This window comes from Segniliparus sp., assembly GCF_051660745.1.
Classification (GTDB): domain Bacteria; phylum Actinomycetota; class Actinomycetes; order Mycobacteriales; family Mycobacteriaceae; genus Segniliparus.
This window is the reverse complement of the sequence record NZ_JBOFQF010000023.1, coordinates 19,620-37,833: the sequence shown is the minus strand read 5'-3', so window position 1 is coordinate 37,833 and position 18,214 is coordinate 19,620. Positions and strand designations below refer to the sequence as shown.

The following is an 18,214-nucleotide window of genomic DNA, read 5'->3' as shown; positions in this document are numbered from 1 at the left end:
CAGCACGGAAGATCACCTGCCGGAAGCGGGAATGTAGACTCCGGAAATGCGAGTCGTCATCGCTCCGGACTCCTTCGGCGGAACGCTCTCCGCGCCCGAGGCCGCGGAGGCCATCGCCGAGGGCTGGCGCTCCGCCCGCCCGGCGGACCAGCTCGTCCTCCTGCCGCAGTCCGACGGCGGCCCCGGCTTTGTGGACGTGCTCGCCACGCGGTTCGGCTCGCGCAAGACCACGTTCGTGCAAGGCCCGCTCGAAGCCCCGGTGAAAGCCCACTGGCTGATCGACGCGGTCGGCGACGCCGACCACCTGGTCGCCTATCTGGAATGCGCGCAGGCCTGCGGCCTGCACCTCCTCGACGGCCCCCCGACCCCCGAGACCGCGCTCGCCGCGCACAGCCGGGGCGTCGGCCAACTGATCGTGGACGCGCTCGACTACGGCGCGACGACCATCGTCGTCGGCCTCGGCGGCTCGGCCTGCACCGACGCCGGAGCCGGGATGCTCGCCGTCCTCGGCGGGCTGGCGCAGGCCCCGGCATTGCTCGCCGGGGTGAAGCTGATCGCCGCGACCGACGTGGAGCACCCCCTTCTGGGGCCGTCCGGGGCGGCGCGGGTGTTCGGCCCGCAGAAAGGGGCCGACGCCGCGACCGTGAGGGCGTTGGAGGCGCGGCTGTCCTCGGCGGCGGCCGAGTTCCAACGCGTGGTCAAACGGGATGTGGCCGCCCTGCCCGGCGCGGGGGCGGCGGGCGGTCTCGGGGCCGCGTTGTTCGCGTTGGGCGGCTCGCGGCGCTCGGGGGCGGAGCTGGTGGCCGAGCGGACCGGCCAGGTCGCGCTCCTCGCGGGCGCCGACCTGGTGATCACCGGCGAAGGCAGGCTCGACGACCAGTCGGCGCACGGCAAAGTCGTCTCCGCCCTCGCGAAAGCGGCCGCGCGGGCCGGGGCGCGGGCGCTCGCGCTCGCGGGACAGGTGCGGCTCTCCCCCGAGCAGACCGCCGCCGCCGGCCTCGCCGCCGCGTACTCGGTGAGCGAGTTCGCGGGCTCGGTCGAGCTCGCGATCTCGGAGGCCGAGACGCAGCTGCGCGCGCTGGCGGCGCATGTCGCGACAGCATGGGAGTGACCCTGCTGTTTCTGGCGGATGAGATCCAAGGCAGCAGGGCCAGTAAGCTCGACACGATGCGCCGGATTCTTGTTTTGCTGTTGCTCGCGGGCGGGTTGGCCGCGTGCCAGGACGACTCGTGGGTGCTCCGGGCCTATTCCGCTGGCTGGCCGGGAGCCCGCGCGGACAGCCACAACTCCGGGCGCGTGGGCCAAACGCCGCCGGGCAAGCTCGCCGTGCTCTGGTCGAGGCCGCTGCTCGGGCAGGGCTACGCCCAGCCGTCGGTCTCCTCCCGAGGCTTCGTCGGCGCCACCGCGCTCACCGGGTCCGGCTGCAACACGTTCTCCTTCGACGTCGCGGACGGGCGCAAGCGCTGGTGCCTGCGGCGCTACCTCGGCGTGGAGCTGTCGACCCCGCTGGCGGACCAATTCGACACCGTCTACCTCGGGCAGGCCGGGAGCATCGCGGCCCTCGCCCAGAACGACTCGGTGAAGTGGAGCGACCCGGTCCTGGGGTCGCCGGTCGGCTCCGGGTTCACCGGGGACGGGAACCTGCTCGTCGTCACCCACCTCGGGCAGGTCGAAGTCCTCGACGCCGTGAACGGGCGGACGGTGAGCGCGCCCATCGAGCTGGTCCCGGTCCAGAACCGGGCGGACGCGGCGCAGGGCCTCGCCGACTGCGCGGCGCACGGCCCGAGCTGCCCGGTCGCCTCCCCCGCCGCCTACGACGCCCGCTCGGGCAGGATCGTGCTGAGCTTCTGGCCGCCGGGCGCGGCGGCGGCGCAGCTCGTCGGGCTGCGCTACAACGCGGGGGACAAAACCCTCTGGGTGGACTGGCGGGCGACGGCCGAGCACCCCGGCCCGCTGGGCATGCCGGTGATCAGCGCCGACGGCAGCGCCGTCGTCGCGACCGACGGCGCGGGCTTCGTCTCGGCGCGCAGGCTGGACAACGGGGCGGCGCTGTGGAGCGCGCCGACCGGGCGGGGCGGGGCAGGCGTGCTGGCCGAGGCCCCGAGCGGGGCCGTCGTCGTCGGCGCGGGCTCCGACCCGGGCGCGCAGGCGGGGCTCGCCGCGTACTCGGACAAGGGGCAGCTCTGGAAGCGCGACGACGTGCGCTGCCTCTCGCCAGCCACCTTCGCCGGGGCGGACGACGGCTTCGTCCTGGTCGCCGGGGCGGGCGGCGCAGGCTCCGCGCTGCTCCGGTTCGACGCGGGCACCGGCGCGACCCGCTCGACGACCGAGCTGCCCGGCCTGCCGCCCGGCCCCTCGCCGGGGATCTCGGTCGCCCCTGGCGGCCAGCTCGTGTTCGTCCTCGGCGGGCAGCTCGTCGCGTTGGGCTAGTAAGGAGAGAGCATGCGGACCATAGCGCTGGAGGAGGCCTTCTGGCTCGACGGCCTGCGGACTCCCCCCGCCGCCAAAAGCTCCGGCTCGGGGTTCGCCCAGGTCGTCGGGCCCGAGTTCTTGGCGCGGATCAACAAGCGGATCGGCGACTTCACCGAATACCGCATCCCGGACATGGACGAGCACGGGGTGGACATGCAGGTCCTCTCCCTCACCTCGCCGGGGATCCAGGCGCAGCCCGACCCGGCGGTCGCGGTGGACGACGCGCGGCGCGCGAACGACTTCCTCGCCGAAGTCGTCGCCGAGCGCCCGACCAGGTTCGCGGGCCTCGCCGCCCTCCCGCTGCAAGACCCCGACGCGGCGGTCCGCGAGCTCGCCCGGGCCGTCGAGGAGCTCGGTTTGAACGGCGCGCTGGTCAACGGGCCGACGCTCGGCCACTACTTGGACGAGCCGCAGTTCGACCCGGTGTGGGCCGAGCTCGAACGCCTCGACGTGCCGCTCTACCTGCATCCCCACATGGCAGGCCCCGACGACCAGTGGAAGGTCCACGACGGGTATCCGGAGCTGGCCTGGGCCCCGCATCGCTGGGCGGCGGACACCAGCGGCCACGCGTTGCGGCTCGTGTACGGCAAAGTCTTCGAGCGCCATCCCGGCGCGAAGCTCATCCTCGGGCATATGGGCGAGTTCCTGCCGTTCCAGCTCGCCCGGCTCGACTCGCCCCACCACCTGCTCGGCGAGCGCAGCAGGCTCTCCAAGCCGCCCTCGACGTACGTGCGCGACAACATCTACATCACCACCAGCGGCGTGTGCTCGCCCGCGGCCCTGATCGGGGCCGTCCACGAGATCGGCGTTGACCATGTGATGTTCGCGGTGGACTACCCCTACGAGCACACCGGGCCCGCCGTGCGGTTCCTCGACGCGCTGCCGCTCGCCCCGGCGGACAAGGCCAAGATCGCGCATCGCAACGCGGAGCGGATCCTGAGGATCGCGCCCCTCTAGATCAGCCCCGGCCGCCGCGCGGACCCCGGATCTACTCCGCGTAGGCCTCGATGGGCGGGCAGCTGCACACGAGGTTGCGGTCGCCCGCGACGCCGTCGATGCGGGCAGCGCCCGGCCAGACCTTCGGCCTCGGGTACGCGGAGGCCACCTTCGGGTACGCCGCGACCTCGCGCGAGTACTTGCGCTCCCACGAGTCCGACGTGACCGCGCGGGCGGTGTGCGGAGCCCCGCGCAGCGGGCTCTCCTCCGCCGACCACACGCCGCCTGCCACCTGGTCGATCTCGCCCTTGATCGCGACCATCGCGGCGACGAAGGCGTCCAGCTCTTCCAGGCTCTCGCTCTCGGTCGGCTCGACCATGAGCGTCCCCGACACGGGGAAGGAGAGCGTCGGGGCGTGGAAGCCGTAGTCGGCGAGCCGCTTGGCCACGTCCTCGGCGGTGACCCCGGTCTCCTTGGTGATCTGGCGCAGGTCGAGGATGCACTCGTGCGCGACCAGGCCGTTCGCGCCGGTGAACAGCACCGGGAAGTGCTGGTCGAGCTTGCGCGCGAGGTAGTTCGCCGACGCGATGGCCGTCAAGGTCGCCCGCCGCAGCCCCTCGAACCCCATGAGCTGGATGTACGCCCAGCTGATCGGCAGGATCGACGCGGAGCCGAACGGCGCGGCGGAGACGGGGCCGCTGTCGCCCAGCCCGCCGCGCAGCGGATGGCCCGGCAGGAACGGCGCCAGGTGCTCGCCCACCGCGACCGGGCCGACGCCGGGGCCGCCGCCGCCGTGCGGGATGCAGAAGGTCTTGTGCAGGTTCAGGTGGCTCACGTCGCCGCCGAAGTGGCCGGGCCGGGCGAGGCCGACGAGCGCGTTGAGGTTCGCGCCGTCGATGTACACCTGGCCGCCCGCGTCGTGCACGAGGCCGCACAGCTCCTTGACCTCGACCTCGTACACGCCGTGCGTGGAGGGGTAGGTGATCATGATGGCCGCGAGCTTCTCGCCGTGCGCCTCAAGCTTGGCCTTGAGGTCGTCGAGGTCGACGTCGCCGTTCTCGCGGCAGGCCACCACCACGACGCGCATGCCCGCCATCACGGCCGAGGCGGCGTTGGTGCCGTGCGCGCTGGACGGGATCAGGCACACGTCGCGGTGCGCCTCGTCCCGGCTGTGGTGGTACGCGCGGATCGCGAGCAGGCCCGCGAGCTCGCCCTGGCTGCCCGCGTTCGGCTGCAGGCTCACGCTGTGGTACCCGGTGATGAACGCGAGCTCCGCCTCCAGCCCCTTGATCATCTTGCGGTAGCCGACGGTGTCGGAGTCGGGGGCGAAGGGGTGGATGCGCGCGAACCCCGCGTAGCTGATCGGCTCCATCTCGGCGGCGGCGTTGAGCTTCATCGTGCACGAGCCGAGCGGGATCATCGACCGGTCGAGCGCGATGTCCTTGTCGGAGAGCTCGCGCAGGTAGCGGAGCATCGCCGTCTCGCTGTGGTAGCGGTTGAACGAGGGGTGCGTGAGGTACGGGGAGGCGCGGTCCGCGATCTCCACGGGGCGCGGCTGCGTCCGCGCGGCCCCGAACGCCGCGAGCACCGCCGCGACATGCGCCTCGGTGGTCGTCTCGTCGCAGGACACCGACACATGGTCCCGGTCCACGAGGCGCAGGTTGATCCCGCTGAGCTTCGCGACGGCGACCACGGAGCTCGCCCGCCCCGGCACCTGGGCCAGGACGGTGTCGAAGAACCGCTCGTGCACGAGGGCTCCGCCGAGCCCCGAGGCGATCGCCTCGGCGCGCTCGTGCGTCCGCCGCGCGATGGCGCGCAGCCCGTCCGGGCCGTGGTAGCTCGCGTACATGGCCGCGAGCACCGCGAGGAGCACCTGCGCGGTGCAGATGTTGCTGGTCGCCTTCTCCCGGCGGATGTGCTGCTCCCGGGTCTGCAGCGCGAGCCGGTAGGCGGGGTGGCCGTCGGCGTCCACGGAGACCCCGACCAGACGGCCGGGAAGCTGCCTCGCGTGCGCTTGTTTCGTGGCGAGGAATCCGGCGTGCGGCCCCCCGTACCCGAGCGGCACGCCGAAGCGCTGGGCCGAGCCGTAACAGGCCTCGGCCCCGAGCTCGCCCGGCGGGGTGACGAGCGTGGCCGCCAAGAGGTCGGTCCCGACCGCCACCAGCGCCTCGCGCCCGTGGGCAGCGGCGACGACCTCTTGCACCGGCAGCTGCTTCCCGCTCGCGCCGAACTGCTGGAGGATCACGCCGAAGAAGTCGCCGGGCGGCAGGCCCTCCTCGCCCGCGCCCAGGTCGGCCTCGACCAACTCGATCCCCAGCGGCTCCGCGCGGGTCTCCAGCACGGCGCGGGTCTGCGGGTACAGGTCCGCGTCCACGACGAGGCGGTCGGACTTGCTCTTGCTCGCCCGCCGCAGGAGGGTCATCGCCTCGGCCGCGGCGGTCGCCTCGTCCAGCATGGACGCGTTCGCGATCTCCTGCCCGGACAGATCGCTGACCATGGTCTGGAAGTTGAGCAGCGCCTCGAGCCGCCCTTGGCTGATCTCCGGCTGGTACGGGGTGTACGCCGTGTACCAGGCGGGGTTCTCGACCAGCGAGCGGCGCAGGACGGGCGGCGTGACGGTGTCGTAGTAGCCGAGGCCGATCATCGAGACCGCGACGGTGTTCTCCGAGGCGAGCTTCGTGAGCTGCTCCAGCACCTCGTGCTCCGCCTGGCCCCAGGGGAACTTGAACGCGGCAGCCGGGTCGAGCCCGTAGCCGGGGGCGGCGTCGAGGATGGAGCCCGGCACAGCCTTGCCCGCGAGCGCCTCAAGGCTTTCCACACCGAGCTCGGTGAGCATCTTCGCCAGTTCTGCCTCGTTCGGCCCGATATGACGGTCGGCGAACACACGCTCAGTCGCAGCGCTCAAGGAAGCCTCCAAAGGTAGGGGGAAGAGACTCCTTAGTTTAGCGCGTCGACGCAAATCCCATGCTCGCCGAGCTTTCGGGCGATCAGCTGACGCGCGTCTTGTTCTTCCGCCGCGCGGAAAGCTCGTCGTCGACGCTCGGCTCGGGCTCGTCCAAGTCGACGCGGAACGACTGCATGCCGATCACTGCGCCGGACAGCTCGCGCATGGCCCCGCCCACCGCGATGCCGAACACGCCCTGGCCGCCGCGCAGGAGGTCGACCACCTCTTCGCCGGAGGTGCACTCGTACACGCCGACGCCGTCGGAGAAGAGCGTGACGTCCGAGAGCTCCTTGACGCCGCGCTGGTGCAGATGGTCGACCGCGAGGCGGACGTTCTGCAGCGAGACCCCGGTGTCCAGGAGCCGCTTGACGATCTTGAGGACCAAGATGTCTTTGAAGGAGTACAGCCGCTGGCTGCCCGAGCCCACCGCGCCGCGCACCGAGGGGACGACGATCCCCGTGCGGGCCCAGTAGTCGAGCTGGCGGTACGTGATGCCCGCGACCTCGCTCGCCACCGGGGCGCGGTAGCCGAGGAGCTCGACGTCCACCTCTTCGTCCTGGGCCGCCTGCTCGCCAGCGCCGAGCGACTCCAAGGGGAACAGCCCCTGCTCCTCGCCAGCCTGGGAGTCCTTCCCATGCGTGGCGGACTCGTCGTTCTTCGTCGAACCCAACTTCACCCGATCGTTCACCGGCGATGATCTCCCATCGTGCGTCTTGCTTGCCCCGTCGAGGTTACGGCTGCGCGGAGCCAAGGGCTGTCAGCCCGCGCGCGGGGCGCAAGCGCCGCATCAACATGTGACAACGCTGTGATTTCACAGTTTCTTCTTAGAATCGCCGGGCCTCTTGCCGCGACACGCCGTCCCGCCCGGCTGCCCCGGAGATTCCCCATGGTCATTCTCCCTCGGGGGAGGTGAAGTCCCTCGGGCTCACCGAGTCGAGGAACTCCTTGAACTTGGCCAGCTCCTCCTCCGGGATCTCCACGTCTGCTTCTGCTTCCGCGCTCGCCCCTTCGACCACTTCCACTTCCTCCTCGGAGAGAAAGAGCCCCGCCTCGGCGAGGACTTTCTCCTCCGCGTAGATGGGCACCCCGGCACGGATGGCGAGGGCGATCGAGTCCGACGGACGCGCCGAGACCTGCTTGCCGTCCGAGAAGACGAGGTCGGCGAAGAACGTCCCCTCCTGCAGATCGGTGATCCGCACCTCGCGCAGCTCGTGCCCGAGCGCGACAATCACTTCGCGCAACAAATCGTGCGTCAACGGGCGGGTCACCGGAGTCCCCCGCTGATGGATGACAATCGCAGCCGCCTCGGCCTGCCCGATCCAAATCGGCAGGTAACGCTCGCCCGTCGCTTCCCTCAGGAACAACACGGGCTCGTTCTGCGGCTGCTCAACCCGGATGCCCACCACCCGCATTTTGCTCATCGCTGCCAACCTCCGCATTCGTGGCGGGCCACTTTATGGTCCGTCTCCCTAGTCTAGGCGAAACCGCCGACACTCGCTCAGAGATTCCGGCGGATTCGCAGGAGATCGCCAGACGAACCCCGTGAGCTAGGCGCCGGTGACGAAGACCAGCCGGAACTTCCCGATCTGCACCTCGTCGCCGTTGGACAAGAGCGCCGAGTCGACCGGCTCGCGGTTCACGTACGTGCCGTTGAGGCTGCCGACGTCCACGACCGAGAAACCGTTCTCGGCCCGGCGGAACTCCGCGTGGCGACGGGACACGGTCACGTCGTCGAGGAAGATGTCGCTGTCGGGATGCCTGCCCGCCGACGTGGTGACTTGGTCGAGGAGGAAGCGGGAGCCCGCGTTGGGGCCGCGCTTGACGACCAGCAGCGCGGCGCCCGCAGGCAGGCCCTCGACGCCGGGGATCGACAACTCGGTGGAGGGCGTGGTGGCTCCGGACTCGACCTCGCCGATCAGATCTGAGCGGAACAAAGACGTGGTTTCGACCGGCACCTCGGTGCGCGACGCGAAATCCTGGCCCTCGTCCGAGGCCTGTGCGCCCTGCTCTGGTCTGTTGTAATCGGTCACCATAGCTCCTTCGTCACTCACACACCGCCTGCCCTCAGCCGAGGGCCCGATGCGTCGCGCTCGCCATGTCGAGCATGCCTACAGTATTCCAGTCCGATGATCGCGGCAATGCAGCGCCCCGACATCAACCCGTGATCGCGCGGTAGCCTTCCACGTCGAGAAGGCCGCCGAGCTCGTCCGCCAGAGCGGCCTCGTCCGAGGCGGTGATCTCCACCAACCAGCCGCTTCCGTACGGTTCGGCGTTCACCAGCTCCGGAGCGCCCTCAAGCGCTTCGTTGACCTTGGTCACAGTGCCGCTCACGGGCGTGAAGACATCGGAGACGCTCTTCGTGGACTCCACCTCGGCGAGCGGATCGGAAGCCGAGACCTGCGACCCGACCTCTGGCAGCTTCACGTACACGAGATCGCCGAGCTGCGACTGCGCGAAATCCGTGATGCCGATCCGCACGACCTGCGCGCCGAGCTCCTGGACCCACTCGTGGTCCGTCGCGTAGTGCAAATCTGCCGGAATGCTGTGCTCAGTCACGTTGGCGATCCCTTTCCTTCAATGTGTTCGTCATGCGCAATGTGACCACAGTTTGCCACCAGTACAAGACGGCGGTCCAGAAATACATCGCGCCACCCCAGCCTAGTAGTGCCCAGCCGAGCGCCCAAGCCAGCACCCGCACCGGCGAGTCGAGCTGCCCCAAAAGCAGCACCGGGAATGCCGACATCAACGCGAAAGTGGCCGCTTTCCCCAGGTAGAGGACCTCAAGCGGGCGCCAGCCCGCTCGACTGAGCAATGCGGCGGAAATGGTGAGGGACACATCCCGCGCGACGAGCGCCGCGATGATCTGCCACGGCACGACGCCGCGCGCGGCGAAGCCGACGGCCACGACCACCAGATACAGACGGTCGACGGCGGGGTCGAGCAGGGCGCCCAACTTCGACGACTGGTCGAGCAGCCGGGCGAGCTTGCCGTCCGCCCAATCGGTGATTCCGCTCGCGATGAGCACGATCAGCGCCAGCCAGTCCCGGTGCTCCGCGAGCGCCCACCACAGCACGGGCACGCCCGCGAGGCGCAGCAAGCTGAGCGCGTTCGGCACGGTGAGTACCCTTGAGCTCAGCTCGCCCTGCTGATCGCCCACGGCTCCCCCGATCAGCCGAAGAGCGACTGGAGCAGTTGCCCGTCGCCAGTGAGCGGATTGTCGTGCACCATGTACGTCCAGGTGGAGTGCGAGCGCTTGAGCCCTGCGGCCTGCAGGTCGACTCCGTCCTCGGTGATCGGGACGGTCGCGAAGCTCCGCTCGGCGCGCTCCACAGCGTCCTCGGCAAGGCGTTTGAACGCGTCCACCGCGCTGCGGTGGAACTCGTCGAGCGGGTTGAGCCTGCCGAGCGCCCGCAAATGGATGCTCTCGCGCAGGTCCGCAAGGAAGGCCAAATGCTCGACCCAGCACCGGTCGAGGTGGTGCAGCATGATGTGCCGGGCCGCTGTCACGAGCGCAGCCTCCGAGACGCCCGCATCGACCAGCTCCGCCACGCGTTTCTCGTCCGCCGCCGAGAGCTCCTCCCAGGCCCGCTCGGTCGTCAAGAGCTCGAGCCTGCGCTCGTTGACGATATCGCGCTGCACGTCGACCAACTGGTTGTACTGCCATGTGCTGGCGTGCACCTGCAGCATCGCCGACTCCGCCACCCGCTGCGCGTGCTCGACCAGCTCCAAGGCCTTCGCCTGGCGCAGCCGGCCGTCCTCGTCGGGGGGGAACGGGTTTTTCGGCGGCCCGACGTTGCGCGTCACCACCGGGTCTTCGAGGCTGGAGAAGAACACCGACCGCCCGGGGTCGCCCTGGCGGCCCGCGCGGCCCCGCAGCTGGAAGTCCAACCGCTCGGTGGAGTGCCGCTCCGTGCCGATGACGAGGAGCCCGCCGAGCTCCTTGACCTCTTCGTAGCCCGTCTCCTCCGAACCGCCGAGGCGGATGTCCACGCCACGGCCCGCCATCTGCGTGGACACGGTCACCGCGCCCTTCGCGCCAGCTTCGGCGATGATCGAGGCCTCTTGGGCGTCGTTTTTCGCGTTGAGCACCACCGGCTCGATCCCGGCCTTCCCCAGCCGGGCGGCGAGGTCCTCGGAAGCCTTGACGTCATTGGTGCCGATGAGCACCGGCTGGCCCGACTCGTGGGCCTCGCGGACCAGCTCCACGATCCCGGCGACCTTGTGCGCCCCGGTGTCGTACACCCGGACCGGCTCGTCCTCGCGGATGTTCTGGGTGTTCGGCGGGATCTGCGAGATCCGCAGGTCGTAGAACTGCCGGAACTGCTCCCCCGCCGCGAGCGCGGTGCCGGTCATGCCGCTCACCGTCGCGTACTTGCGGATCAGCGCCTGCACGGTGATCGTGTCGATGACCTCGCCCGCGTCGGTGCGCTCCAGTCCCTCTTTCGCCTCGACGGCGGCCTGGAGGCCGTCCGGCCAGCGTTGCAGCTTCGCCACCCGCCCCCGAGAGGCGTTCACCAGCTCCACCTTGCCGTCGCGCACGATGTAGTGGACGTCCCGCCTCAAGAGCACCTTGGCGTGCAGGGCGAGGTTCACCTGCACCAGGGTCGTGCCGACGTGCTCCACGTCGTAGAGGTCGACGCCGAGGCGCTCCTCCACCCGAGCCGCGCCCTGTTCGGTGAGGAAGACGTTGCGCTCGTCGGAGTCCACGCTGTAATGCGTCCCCGGCTGCAGGCCGTCCACCGCCGACATGACCTCGTCGGACGGGCGCTCGCCGCTTGTCGCGCCCGCGAGGATCAGCGGCACCAGCGCCTCGTCCACGAGCACCGAGTCCACCTCGTCCACGATGGCGACGTCGGGCGTCGGCGCGATGAGCTCGTCCGCCTCGTACGCGAGGCGGTCGCGCAGCACGTCGAAGCCGATCTCGTTGACCGACGCGAACACCACGGGCTTCGCGTACACGGCCCTGCGCTCTTCCGGAGCCGTGTCCTCGTCGAGCCAGCCGTAGTCGACGCCGAGCAGTTCGAGCAGCGGCCCCATCCATTCCGCGTCGCGGCGGGCCAGGTAGTCGTTGACCGAGATCACATGCGCCTGCCTGCCCGCGAGCGCGTAGCCTGCCGCCGCGATGGCCCCGACCAGGGTCTTCCCCTCGCCGGTCGCCATCTCGATCACATCGCCCGCCAAGAGGCGCAGCACGGCCTGGAGCTGGACGTCGTACGGCCGCAGCCCCACCGAGCGGTCCGCGGCCTCGCGGGCAAGCGCGAGGAAACGGTGCTGGTCCCCGGACGAGCCGAACACGTCCAGCTCGGCGGCCTCCTTGGCGATATCCTCGTCAGAGAGCCCCGCCGCCCATTCCTCGTGCTCCTCCGCTGCCTTCGCGGCGTTGGCGGAGCGGCCCTGTTCCCGGCCGGACTGCCAGGACAACGCCTTCCAGAGGCTCGTTCCCAGTTTGCTCATGCCGACACACTACCGCCTGTCGGCTGGGAGCATCCTGGGCGTGCGAGGACCCCCGTCTACCCCTCCAGCACCTTCGGCTCGACAACGACTTCGGAGTTGATCGAGTTCGCGATGAAACAGATGTCGTGCGCCTTGTGCGCGAGCTCGACCACCAGCGCGTGGTCCGTGCCCGGCGCCACCGTGATGACCGGGCGCAGCGTGATCCGGCTGATCCGCACCGGCTTCACGTCCGACGGCATCTCCCCGAGCGCGTCGTCCGCGTACGACCGGACGTCGATCTTCTTGCGGTTCGCGAGCGCGAGGAAGGACAGCATGTGGCAGGAGCTCGCGGCTGTCACCAGCAGCTGCTCCGGGTTGAGCAAGTCGGCTTCGCCGACGTACTCCGGCGCCGAGCTGAGCCGCAGCTCGGCCTTCGCGGGCGGGTTGGCCGCCGTGTGGGCCCTCGTGTACTCCTCGTAGCCGCCCGCCGTCGAGCCGCTCCACTCGACCTTCGTCTGGAACTGGTGCGTCGTCATGGCACCAGCCTACAGACCGCGCTCAGAGGTACTGGCCGGTGTTGTTCTCGGTGTCGATGGCCCGGCCGGAAGTGCCCTGCTTGTTCGAGATGAGCGTCCGGATGTAGACGATCCGCTCGCCCTTCTTGCCGGAGATCCGCGCCCAGTCGTCCGGGTTCGTGGTGTTCGGCAGGTCCTCGTTCTCCGCGAACTCGTGCACGATCGCGTCGAAGAGGTGCTGGATGGACAGGCCGTGCTTCCCGGTCTCCAACACCGACTTGATCGCGGACTTCTTCGCCCGGTCCACGACGTTCTGGATCATCGCGCCCGAGTTGAAGTCCTTGAAGTACATGATCTCTTTGTCGCCGTTGGCGTAGGTGACCTCGAGGAACCGGTTGTCCTCGTTCTGCGCGTACATCCGCTCCACGACCCGGCTGATCATCCCGCCGACGCACGCGGCCCGGTCGCCGCCGAACTCCGCGAGGTCCTCGGCGTTGAGCGGCAGCTCCGGCACCAGGTACTTCGAGAACACGTCCACGGCGGCCTCGGCGTCGGGCCGCTCGATCTTGATCTTCACGTCGAGGCGGCCGGGGCGCAGGATCGCGGGATCGATCATGTCCTCGCGGTTGGAGGCTCCGATGACGATCACGTTCTCCAGGCCCTCCACGCCGTCGATCTCGGCGAGCAGCTGGGGGACGACCGTGGTCTCCACGTCGGAGGAGACTCCGGAGCCCCGGGTGCGGAAGATCGAGTCCATCTCGTCGAAGAAGACGATCACCGGGGTGCCCTCGGAGGCTTTCTCCCGCGCCCGCTGGAAGATGAGCCGGATGTGGCGCTCGGTCTCGCCGACGAACTTGTTCAAGAGCTCCGGGCCCTTGATGTTCAGGAAGAACGACTTCGCCTCGCGCGAGTCCTCCCCCCGCGCTTCGGCGATCTTCTTGGCGAGCGAGTTCGCCACGGCCTTGGCGATGAGCGTCTTGCCGCAACCCGGCGGGCCGTAGAGCAGCACGCCCTTCGGGGGCCGCAACGAGTACTCCTTGAACAGGTCGCGGTGCAAGAACGGCAGTTCCACCGCGTCGCGGATCTGCTCGATCTGCCGGGTGAGCCCGCCGATGTCCTCGTACTGGACGTCCGGCACCTCTTCGAGCACGAGGTCTTCGACCTCGGCCTTGGGAATGCGCTCGAAGGCGTACCCGGCCTTGGTGTCCACCAGCAACGAGTCGCCGGGACGCAGCTGGCGGAAGGCGCCCGTCTCGTCGTCGTCATCGTCCTTGTTGATGAGCGGGTCCGCGAGCCAGACGACGCGCTCCTCGTCGGCGTGGCCGACCACGAGCGCGCGATGCCCGTCCTCAAGCACTTCGCGCAGGGTGGAGATCTCGCCGACCGCCTCGAAGAGCTCCGCGCCCACCACGGTGAGCGCCTCGTTCAGGCGGACGGTCTGGCCTTTGCGCAGAAGCACCGGGTCGACGTTCGGCGAAACCCCCAGGCGCATCTTGCGCCCCGACGTGAACACGTCGAGGGTCTTGTCGTCGTTGACCCCGAGCAGGACCCCGTAGCCGCCGGGAGGCTGGCCGAGCCGGTCCACTTCTTCGCGCAGGGTGACCAGCTGCGCCCGCGCGTCCCGCAACGTGTCGAGCAGCTTCGCGTTGCGCTTGGCCAGCGAGTCGAGTCTTTCCCGGAGCTCCGCCGGATCGCTCGTGTCCGACTGTCCGTGCCGTTCGCCGCGCGCGCCCGCCTCCTCGAAGGGGTCGTAGTCCGTGCGATCCGAGGTGCTCATCTTCACCACTCCCTTGTCAGGCGTGTCGCTCTGTGGCGCTTGTCCCACCACCGTACCGGGGAATCGTGTCCGGCGTCGGAGCGGAGTGCGCGCCCACTCAATCTTTCCATGTGGTAGTCATCATATTGACACGACGAAGCCGTGCGCCTGCGCAAAAGTGAACACACGGTTTTCGCGTCGCGCCCGGCATGGGCGGGCCGGGCGTCGGCCCACGTGATCCGGCCTGCGGGGACGCCGCTCCGCTACCCCTCCTCGGGCTCGGCGGCCTCGGGCTCGGCCGCGCTCGGCTGACGGCCCCTGCGGTGCGGCTTCGGAGCCGTCACGCCGTCCGCCAAACGCCGCGCGCTGATCAAAAACCCGGTGTGCCCGCGCATTTGGTGCGAAGGGCGCACCGCGAGCCCGACGGCCTGCCATTCGCGGACCAGGCTCTCCCAAATCCTCGGCTCGGTCCACTGCCCTTGCTCGCGCAGCGCCTCGGCCACGCTGGAGATCTGCGTGGTGGTCGCCACGTACACCACGAGCACGCCGCCGGGGACGATCGCCTTGGAGACCACGTCGAGCGTCTCCCAAGCGGCAAGCATGTCGAGCACCACCCGGTCCACCGTGCCGAGGGCCAGGGCGTCGAACTCGCGAAGGTCGGCGACCGTCAAGCTCCAGTTCGCCGGGCGCTCGCCGAAGAACCGCTCCACGTTCGCCACGGCGAATTGCGCGTGGTCCTCCCGGATCTCGTACGAGATCACCTCGCCCGTCGGCCCGACCGCGCGGAGCAACGAGCAGGTGAGCGCCCCCGAGCCGACCCCGGCCTCGAGCACCCTCGCCCCCGGGAAGATATCGCCCTCCATGACGATCTGGCCCGAGTCCTTCGGGTAGACGACCGCCGCGCCGCGCGGCATGGCGAGCACGTAGTCCGCGAGCAGCGGACGAAAAGCCAGGTACTCGGCCCCGGAGGCCGCGACGACGACGCTCCCCTCCGGCTTGCCGATGAGATCGTCGAAGGCAATGGCCCCACGATGGGTGTGGTAGGTCTTGCCCGCTTGCAAGACCACCGTGTACTTGCGCGCCTTCGCATCGGTGAGCTGCACGCGCTCGCCCTCGCGGAACGGGCCGGAAGGTTTGTCAGTTTGATCTTGTTGATCTTGATCCACGGCGCCCATCATGGCACGCCGCGCCCGCACCCGCGCCCTTTGCGGTCTCGTGCGTCATCCGAACGCGACCGCGCAGTGCCCGAGGCGAGGGCCGAACCCGTATGCCGAGCGCATATCGCGCTCCGCGTCGGCCTGGGCCTCCTCACGCGAGCCGCCCAGCCCCTGGGCGTATCCCCTCAGATGGACTCCGTCCGGCCCGCCGTCGCCCCAGACCTCGCACCGGAGGACGAGCTGGCCGAAAAGCCGGTCGGCCTGAGCCGCAGGACACAACGCGAGCGCGAGCGCCGCAACCGTCCAGGCCGCAACCGTCCAGAAAATCCGCACGGCTCCATGCTAGCCAGTCCGGGGGGATCAGGCGGGGCGGCAGTTCTGCAGGTTCGGCATATTGCCGTAGGGCCCCCACTTCTTGCGCTCCGCGTCGTCGCGCGCCGCGCCCTCGTTCTCGCCGAAGCCGTCGACCGTGCCCGCGTACTGGGGCATGCTCATCGGGCCGAAGCCCTGCGCGTACACGTCGCATTGCACATGGAAGCCCTCCTCGCCAGGATCGGCTTCGGCCAGCATTTGGCTGGTCAACCCCAGTCCCACCGTCACTCCTGCGATTGCGGCGACCGCGCCAAGACCACGAACAGCTCTCATCCTGAGAATCCTCCAATGAACAATTTCTTCCCGAGCCCACCCCCTTGTGGCATTGGGGAACATTACCGTATGGTCACGAAAAAAGCGAGACAGCGAGTACCGGAAGTTAGAGCAGGCCAGCCTTGTTCATCGCTTTGTCCCAGGTCATCGGGCCAAAAGTCTGAAACGGCGGCCCGACGGCCTCGTGTTTGCCCGCCGCCCGCCTCTTCGCCATCTCCAGCGCGGCCCCGATCGACTTGCCATAGCCTTTGACGCTGCCGTCCCGCCCGTCCAGGCGTCCGTCCGGAAGGACCTTGTACGACCCGGCCTTGACGGTCCAGAAGTCTTTGGCCTCCGGCGCCTTGCCAGGGTCGGCGGCCGCCGACGGGACGCCTGCCAACAACGCGGCCACGACGACAGCCGCCACCGGGCCGAGCGCCCCGCCCATCGTTCTCCGCGCCGCCGTTTCTCTCCGCACGGTTTCTTTAGACGCGCCCGGCCCTCCCTCGGTTCCATCGGAACCGGACGCTCGGCCTGTGCCTGTCAGACCGCCTCGCTAGGCTCAAGCTATGACGAAACCCGCTGTCCCGCCCGCGTCCGACAGCCGCCCGCCGGGCAGACGACTGGCGCTCTCCCCCTCGCGGGCGAGCGATTTCCGCCAGTGCCCGCTCCTGTACCGTTTGCGCGCCATCGACCGCATCCCCCAGCCGCCGACCCTCGCGATGGTCCGGGGGACGCTCGTGCACGCCGCGCTCGAAGAGCTCCTCGCGCTGCCCGCCGAATCGCGGACCTTGGAGGCCGCGCACGGGCTCGTCGCGCCATCGTGGGAGCGGGTCTCGGGCGAGATGCCCGAGGACAGCAGGCTCGACCTGGACGAGCGCGGGCTGGCCCAACTGTTCGAGCAGTCCAAGACACTGCTCGCGGGCTACTTCGCCCTGGAGGACCCTGCCGGGGTCACGCCGAGCGCGTGCGAGCTGCGGGTGGAGGTCGACTTGGCGCCGGACGTGCCCCTGCGCGGGTTCGTCGACCGGGTGGACGAGCTCGCCGACGGCGCGCTCCGCGTGGTGGACTACAAGACCGGCCGCGCCCCCGGAGACCTCTACGAGGCCAAGGCGCTGTTCCAGATGAAGTTCTACGCCTTGGCGCTGTGGAAGCTGCGCGACATCGTGCCGAGCGAGCTGCGCCTGATGTACCTGGGGTCCGGGGACACGCTCACCTACGAGCCCGACCCCGACGAGCTCGAACGGTTCAGCCGCACCCTCGTCGCCATCTGGCGGGCGATCCAGGCCGCCGGGCGGACCGGCGACTTCCGCGCCAATCCCGGGCCGTTGTGCAAGTGGTGCGAGCACCAAAGCCGCTGCCCGGCGTTCGGCAACACGCCGCCGGAGTACCCCGGGTGGCCCGACGACGTGGACGACGAGGCCCTTGTCCTCGAACTCCTAGCGGAGTGACGGCAGATCGCCGTCAGGGGGCCAGCGGCATCTCCGTCAGGACTTCCACGCCGTCCTTGGTCACAAGCACCGTGTGCTCGAACTGGGCGGACCATTTCTTGTCCTTGGTCACCACGGTCCAACGGTCCGGCCAGATCTCGTAGTCGAGGGCGCCCGCGTTGATCATCGGCTCGACGGTGAAGACCATGCCGGGCTCGATGACCGTTGTGACGTGCGGCGCGTCGTAGTGCAGCACGGACAGCCCGTTGTGGAAGGTCGTCCCGATGCCGTGGCCGGTGAAATCCCGGACCGTGTTGTAGCCGAACCGCGACGCGTACGCCTCGATGACCCGGCCGACCACGTTGAGCTCCCTGCCGGGTTTGACCGCCCTGATCCCCCGGTCGCGGGCCTCGCGCGCCACGTCCACCAGTTGGCGGGCCTCGTCCGAGACCTCGCCCGCGAGGAATGTCGCGCAGGTGTCGCCGTGCGCGCCGTCGATATACGCGGTCACGTCGATGTTCACGATGTCGCCGTCCTCGACCACTGTCGAGTCGGGGATGCCGTGGCAGATCACCTCGTTGAGGGACACGCAGCTGGACTTGGGGAAGCTTTTATAGCCCAAGGTCGACGGGTAGGCGCCGTGGTCCACCATGTAGTCGTGGGCGATCCGGTCCAGCTCGTCGGTGCGGATCCCGGGGCGCACCGCCGCGCCCGCTGCCGCGAGAGCGCCTGCGGCGATCTTCGAGGCGACCCGCACGGCGGCGATCGTCTCCTCGGTCTGGACCCAGGGCTCGCTGCCTTCCTTCGCGGTGGGCTTCCACACGTACTCCGGTTTCACGATGGCGTCCGGAACGGTCAAGATCGGACTCGGCTTGCCGGGCCGGAGCGGTTTGCGAGTAGCGGTCGTCATAGCATTTCAGTGTACTCAGCCTTCGCCGCCTGGCGAA

Annotated in this window: 18 protein-coding genes; 4 read left to right on the top strand and 14 right to left on the bottom strand. The window is 69.7% G+C overall.

Features of this window, described 5'->3' with window-relative positions:
* Positions 1-46 precede the first annotated feature (46 nt).
* Genes ACRC20_RS06225 through ACRC20_RS06215 form a run of 3 tightly spaced genes read left to right on the top strand, consistent with a single transcriptional unit; the run spans position 47 to position 3,429 of the window.
* Positions 47-1,111, top strand: coding sequence for a glycerate kinase family protein (locus ACRC20_RS06225; protein WP_438685486.1), 1,065 nt, complete (start codon positions 47-49; stop codon positions 1,109-1,111).
* The gene (locus ACRC20_RS06220) at positions 1,108-2,430 is read left to right on the top strand and encodes a PQQ-binding-like beta-propeller repeat protein (protein ID WP_438685485.1); all 1,323 of its coding nucleotides are present in this window, start codon (positions 1,108-1,110) and stop codon (positions 2,428-2,430) included. Before ACRC20_RS06225 ends, ACRC20_RS06220 begins: the two co-directional genes overlap by 4 nt.
* A 12-nt stretch (positions 2,431-2,442) precedes the next feature.
* Positions 2,443-3,429, top strand: coding sequence for an amidohydrolase family protein (locus ACRC20_RS06215; protein ID WP_438685484.1), 987 nt, complete (start codon positions 2,443-2,445; stop codon positions 3,427-3,429).
* A 31-nt stretch (positions 3,430-3,460) separates the two neighbouring features.
* Here the strand turns inward: ACRC20_RS06215 and gcvP are convergent, their stop codons facing one another.
* From gcvP to ACRC20_RS06150, 13 genes are all read right to left on the bottom strand, one after another.
* A complete protein-coding gene (gcvP, locus tag ACRC20_RS06210; protein ID WP_438685483.1) occupies positions 3,461-6,313 on the bottom strand; it encodes an aminomethyl-transferring glycine dehydrogenase in 2,853 nt (950 codons plus the stop codon).
* A gap of 82 nt (positions 6,314-6,395) precedes the next feature.
* Positions 6,396-7,040: a MerR family transcriptional regulator gene (locus ACRC20_RS06205; protein ID WP_438685482.1), complete on the bottom strand. Its 645-nt coding sequence runs from the start codon at positions 7,038-7,040 to the stop codon at positions 6,396-6,398.
* 202 nt (positions 7,041-7,242) lie between these two features.
* Positions 7,243-7,773 (bottom strand): bifunctional nuclease family protein, encoded by a 531-nt coding sequence (locus ACRC20_RS06200; protein WP_438685481.1) that lies wholly within the window; start codon positions 7,771-7,773, stop codon positions 7,243-7,245.
* Positions 7,774-7,899: 126 nt separating this feature from the next.
* On the bottom strand, positions 7,900-8,382 hold the full coding sequence (gene odhI / locus ACRC20_RS06195) for an oxoglutarate dehydrogenase inhibitor Odhl (RefSeq protein ID WP_438685480.1): 483 nt from the start codon (positions 8,380-8,382) through the stop codon (positions 7,900-7,902).
* Positions 8,383-8,506: 124 nt separating this feature from the next.
* Positions 8,507-8,908: a glycine cleavage system protein GcvH gene (gene gcvH / locus ACRC20_RS06190; RefSeq protein ID WP_438685479.1), complete on the bottom strand. Its 402-nt coding sequence runs from the start codon at positions 8,906-8,908 to the stop codon at positions 8,507-8,509.
* Complete coding sequence (locus ACRC20_RS06185; protein ID WP_438685478.1) at positions 8,901-9,467, bottom strand: CDP-alcohol phosphatidyltransferase family protein; 567 nt, start codon at positions 9,465-9,467, stop codon at positions 8,901-8,903. The genes gcvH and ACRC20_RS06185 overlap by 8 nt, the downstream gene beginning before the upstream one ends.
* Before the next feature lie 53 nt (positions 9,468-9,520).
* On the bottom strand, positions 9,521-11,806 hold the full coding sequence (secA2, locus tag ACRC20_RS06180) for an accessory Sec system translocase SecA2 (RefSeq protein WP_438685477.1): 2,286 nt from the start codon (positions 11,804-11,806) through the stop codon (positions 9,521-9,523).
* Positions 11,807-11,862: 56 nt separating this feature from the next.
* The gene (locus ACRC20_RS06175) at positions 11,863-12,321 is read right to left on the bottom strand and encodes an OsmC family protein (RefSeq protein ID WP_438685476.1); all 459 of its coding nucleotides are present in this window, start codon (positions 12,319-12,321) and stop codon (positions 11,863-11,865) included.
* Between the two features lie 22 nt (positions 12,322-12,343).
* Complete coding sequence (arc, locus tag ACRC20_RS06170; protein WP_438685475.1) at positions 12,344-14,077, bottom strand: proteasome ATPase; 1,734 nt, start codon at positions 14,075-14,077, stop codon at positions 12,344-12,346.
* Positions 14,078-14,319: 242 nt separating this feature from the next.
* On the bottom strand, positions 14,320-15,234 hold the full coding sequence (locus ACRC20_RS06165; RefSeq protein WP_438685474.1) for a tRNA (adenine-N1)-methyltransferase: 915 nt from the start codon (positions 15,232-15,234) through the stop codon (positions 14,320-14,322).
* Positions 15,235-15,276: 42 nt separating this feature from the next.
* Positions 15,277-15,546 (bottom strand): hypothetical protein, encoded by a 270-nt coding sequence (locus ACRC20_RS06160; RefSeq protein ID WP_438685473.1) that lies wholly within the window; start codon positions 15,544-15,546, stop codon positions 15,277-15,279.
* Positions 15,547-15,573: 27 nt separating this feature from the next.
* On the bottom strand, positions 15,574-15,858 hold the full coding sequence (locus ACRC20_RS06155; RefSeq protein ID WP_438685472.1) for a hypothetical protein: 285 nt from the start codon (positions 15,856-15,858) through the stop codon (positions 15,574-15,576).
* Between the two features lie 106 nt (positions 15,859-15,964).
* Complete coding sequence (locus ACRC20_RS06150) at positions 15,965-16,315, bottom strand: hypothetical protein (protein ID WP_438685471.1); 351 nt, start codon at positions 16,313-16,315, stop codon at positions 15,965-15,967.
* A gap of 91 nt (positions 16,316-16,406) precedes the next feature.
* Here ACRC20_RS06150 and ACRC20_RS06145 point away from each other — a divergent pair, with 91 nt between their 5' ends.
* Entirely contained in the window at positions 16,407-17,288 is an 882-nt protein-coding gene (locus tag ACRC20_RS06145; RefSeq protein ID WP_438685470.1) for a RecB family exonuclease, read from the top strand.
* 13 nt (positions 17,289-17,301) lie between these two features.
* Here the strand turns inward: ACRC20_RS06145 and map are convergent, their stop codons facing one another.
* Complete coding sequence (gene map / locus ACRC20_RS06140) at positions 17,302-18,177, bottom strand: type I methionyl aminopeptidase (protein ID WP_438685469.1); 876 nt, start codon at positions 18,175-18,177, stop codon at positions 17,302-17,304.
* Between the last annotated feature and the right edge of the window lie 37 nt (positions 18,178-18,214).

Coding starts and splice junctions, on each gene's coding strand:
- ACRC20_RS06225 (WP_438685486.1), top strand. CDS start 47: ATGCGAGTCGTCATCGCTCCGGACTCCTTCGGCGGAACGCTCTCCGCG.
- ACRC20_RS06215 (WP_438685484.1), top strand. CDS start 2,443: ATGCGGACCATAGCGCTGGAGGAGGCCTTCTGGCTCGACGGCCTGCGG.
- ACRC20_RS06200 (WP_438685481.1), bottom strand. CDS start 7,773: ATGAGCAAAATGCGGGTGGTGGGCATCCGGGTTGAGCAGCCGCAGAAC.
- secA2 (WP_438685477.1), bottom strand. CDS start 11,806: ATGAGCAAACTGGGAACGAGCCTCTGGAAGGCGTTGTCCTGGCAGTCC.
- ACRC20_RS06175 (WP_438685476.1), bottom strand. CDS start 12,321: ATGACGACGCACCAGTTCCAGACGAAGGTCGAGTGGAGCGGCTCGACG.
- arc (WP_438685475.1), bottom strand. CDS start 14,077: ATGAGCACCTCGGATCGCACGGACTACGACCCCTTCGAGGAGGCGGGC.
- ACRC20_RS06165 (WP_438685474.1), bottom strand. CDS start 15,234: ATGATGGGCGCCGTGGATCAAGATCAACAAGATCAAACTGACAAACCT.
- ACRC20_RS06155 (WP_438685472.1), bottom strand. CDS start 15,858: ATGAGAGCTGTTCGTGGTCTTGGCGCGGTCGCCGCAATCGCAGGAGTG.
- ACRC20_RS06145 (WP_438685470.1), top strand. CDS start 16,407: ATGACGAAACCCGCTGTCCCGCCCGCGTCCGACAGCCGCCCGCCGGGC.
- map (WP_438685469.1), bottom strand. CDS start 18,177: ATGACGACCGCTACTCGCAAACCGCTCCGGCCCGGCAAGCCGAGTCCG.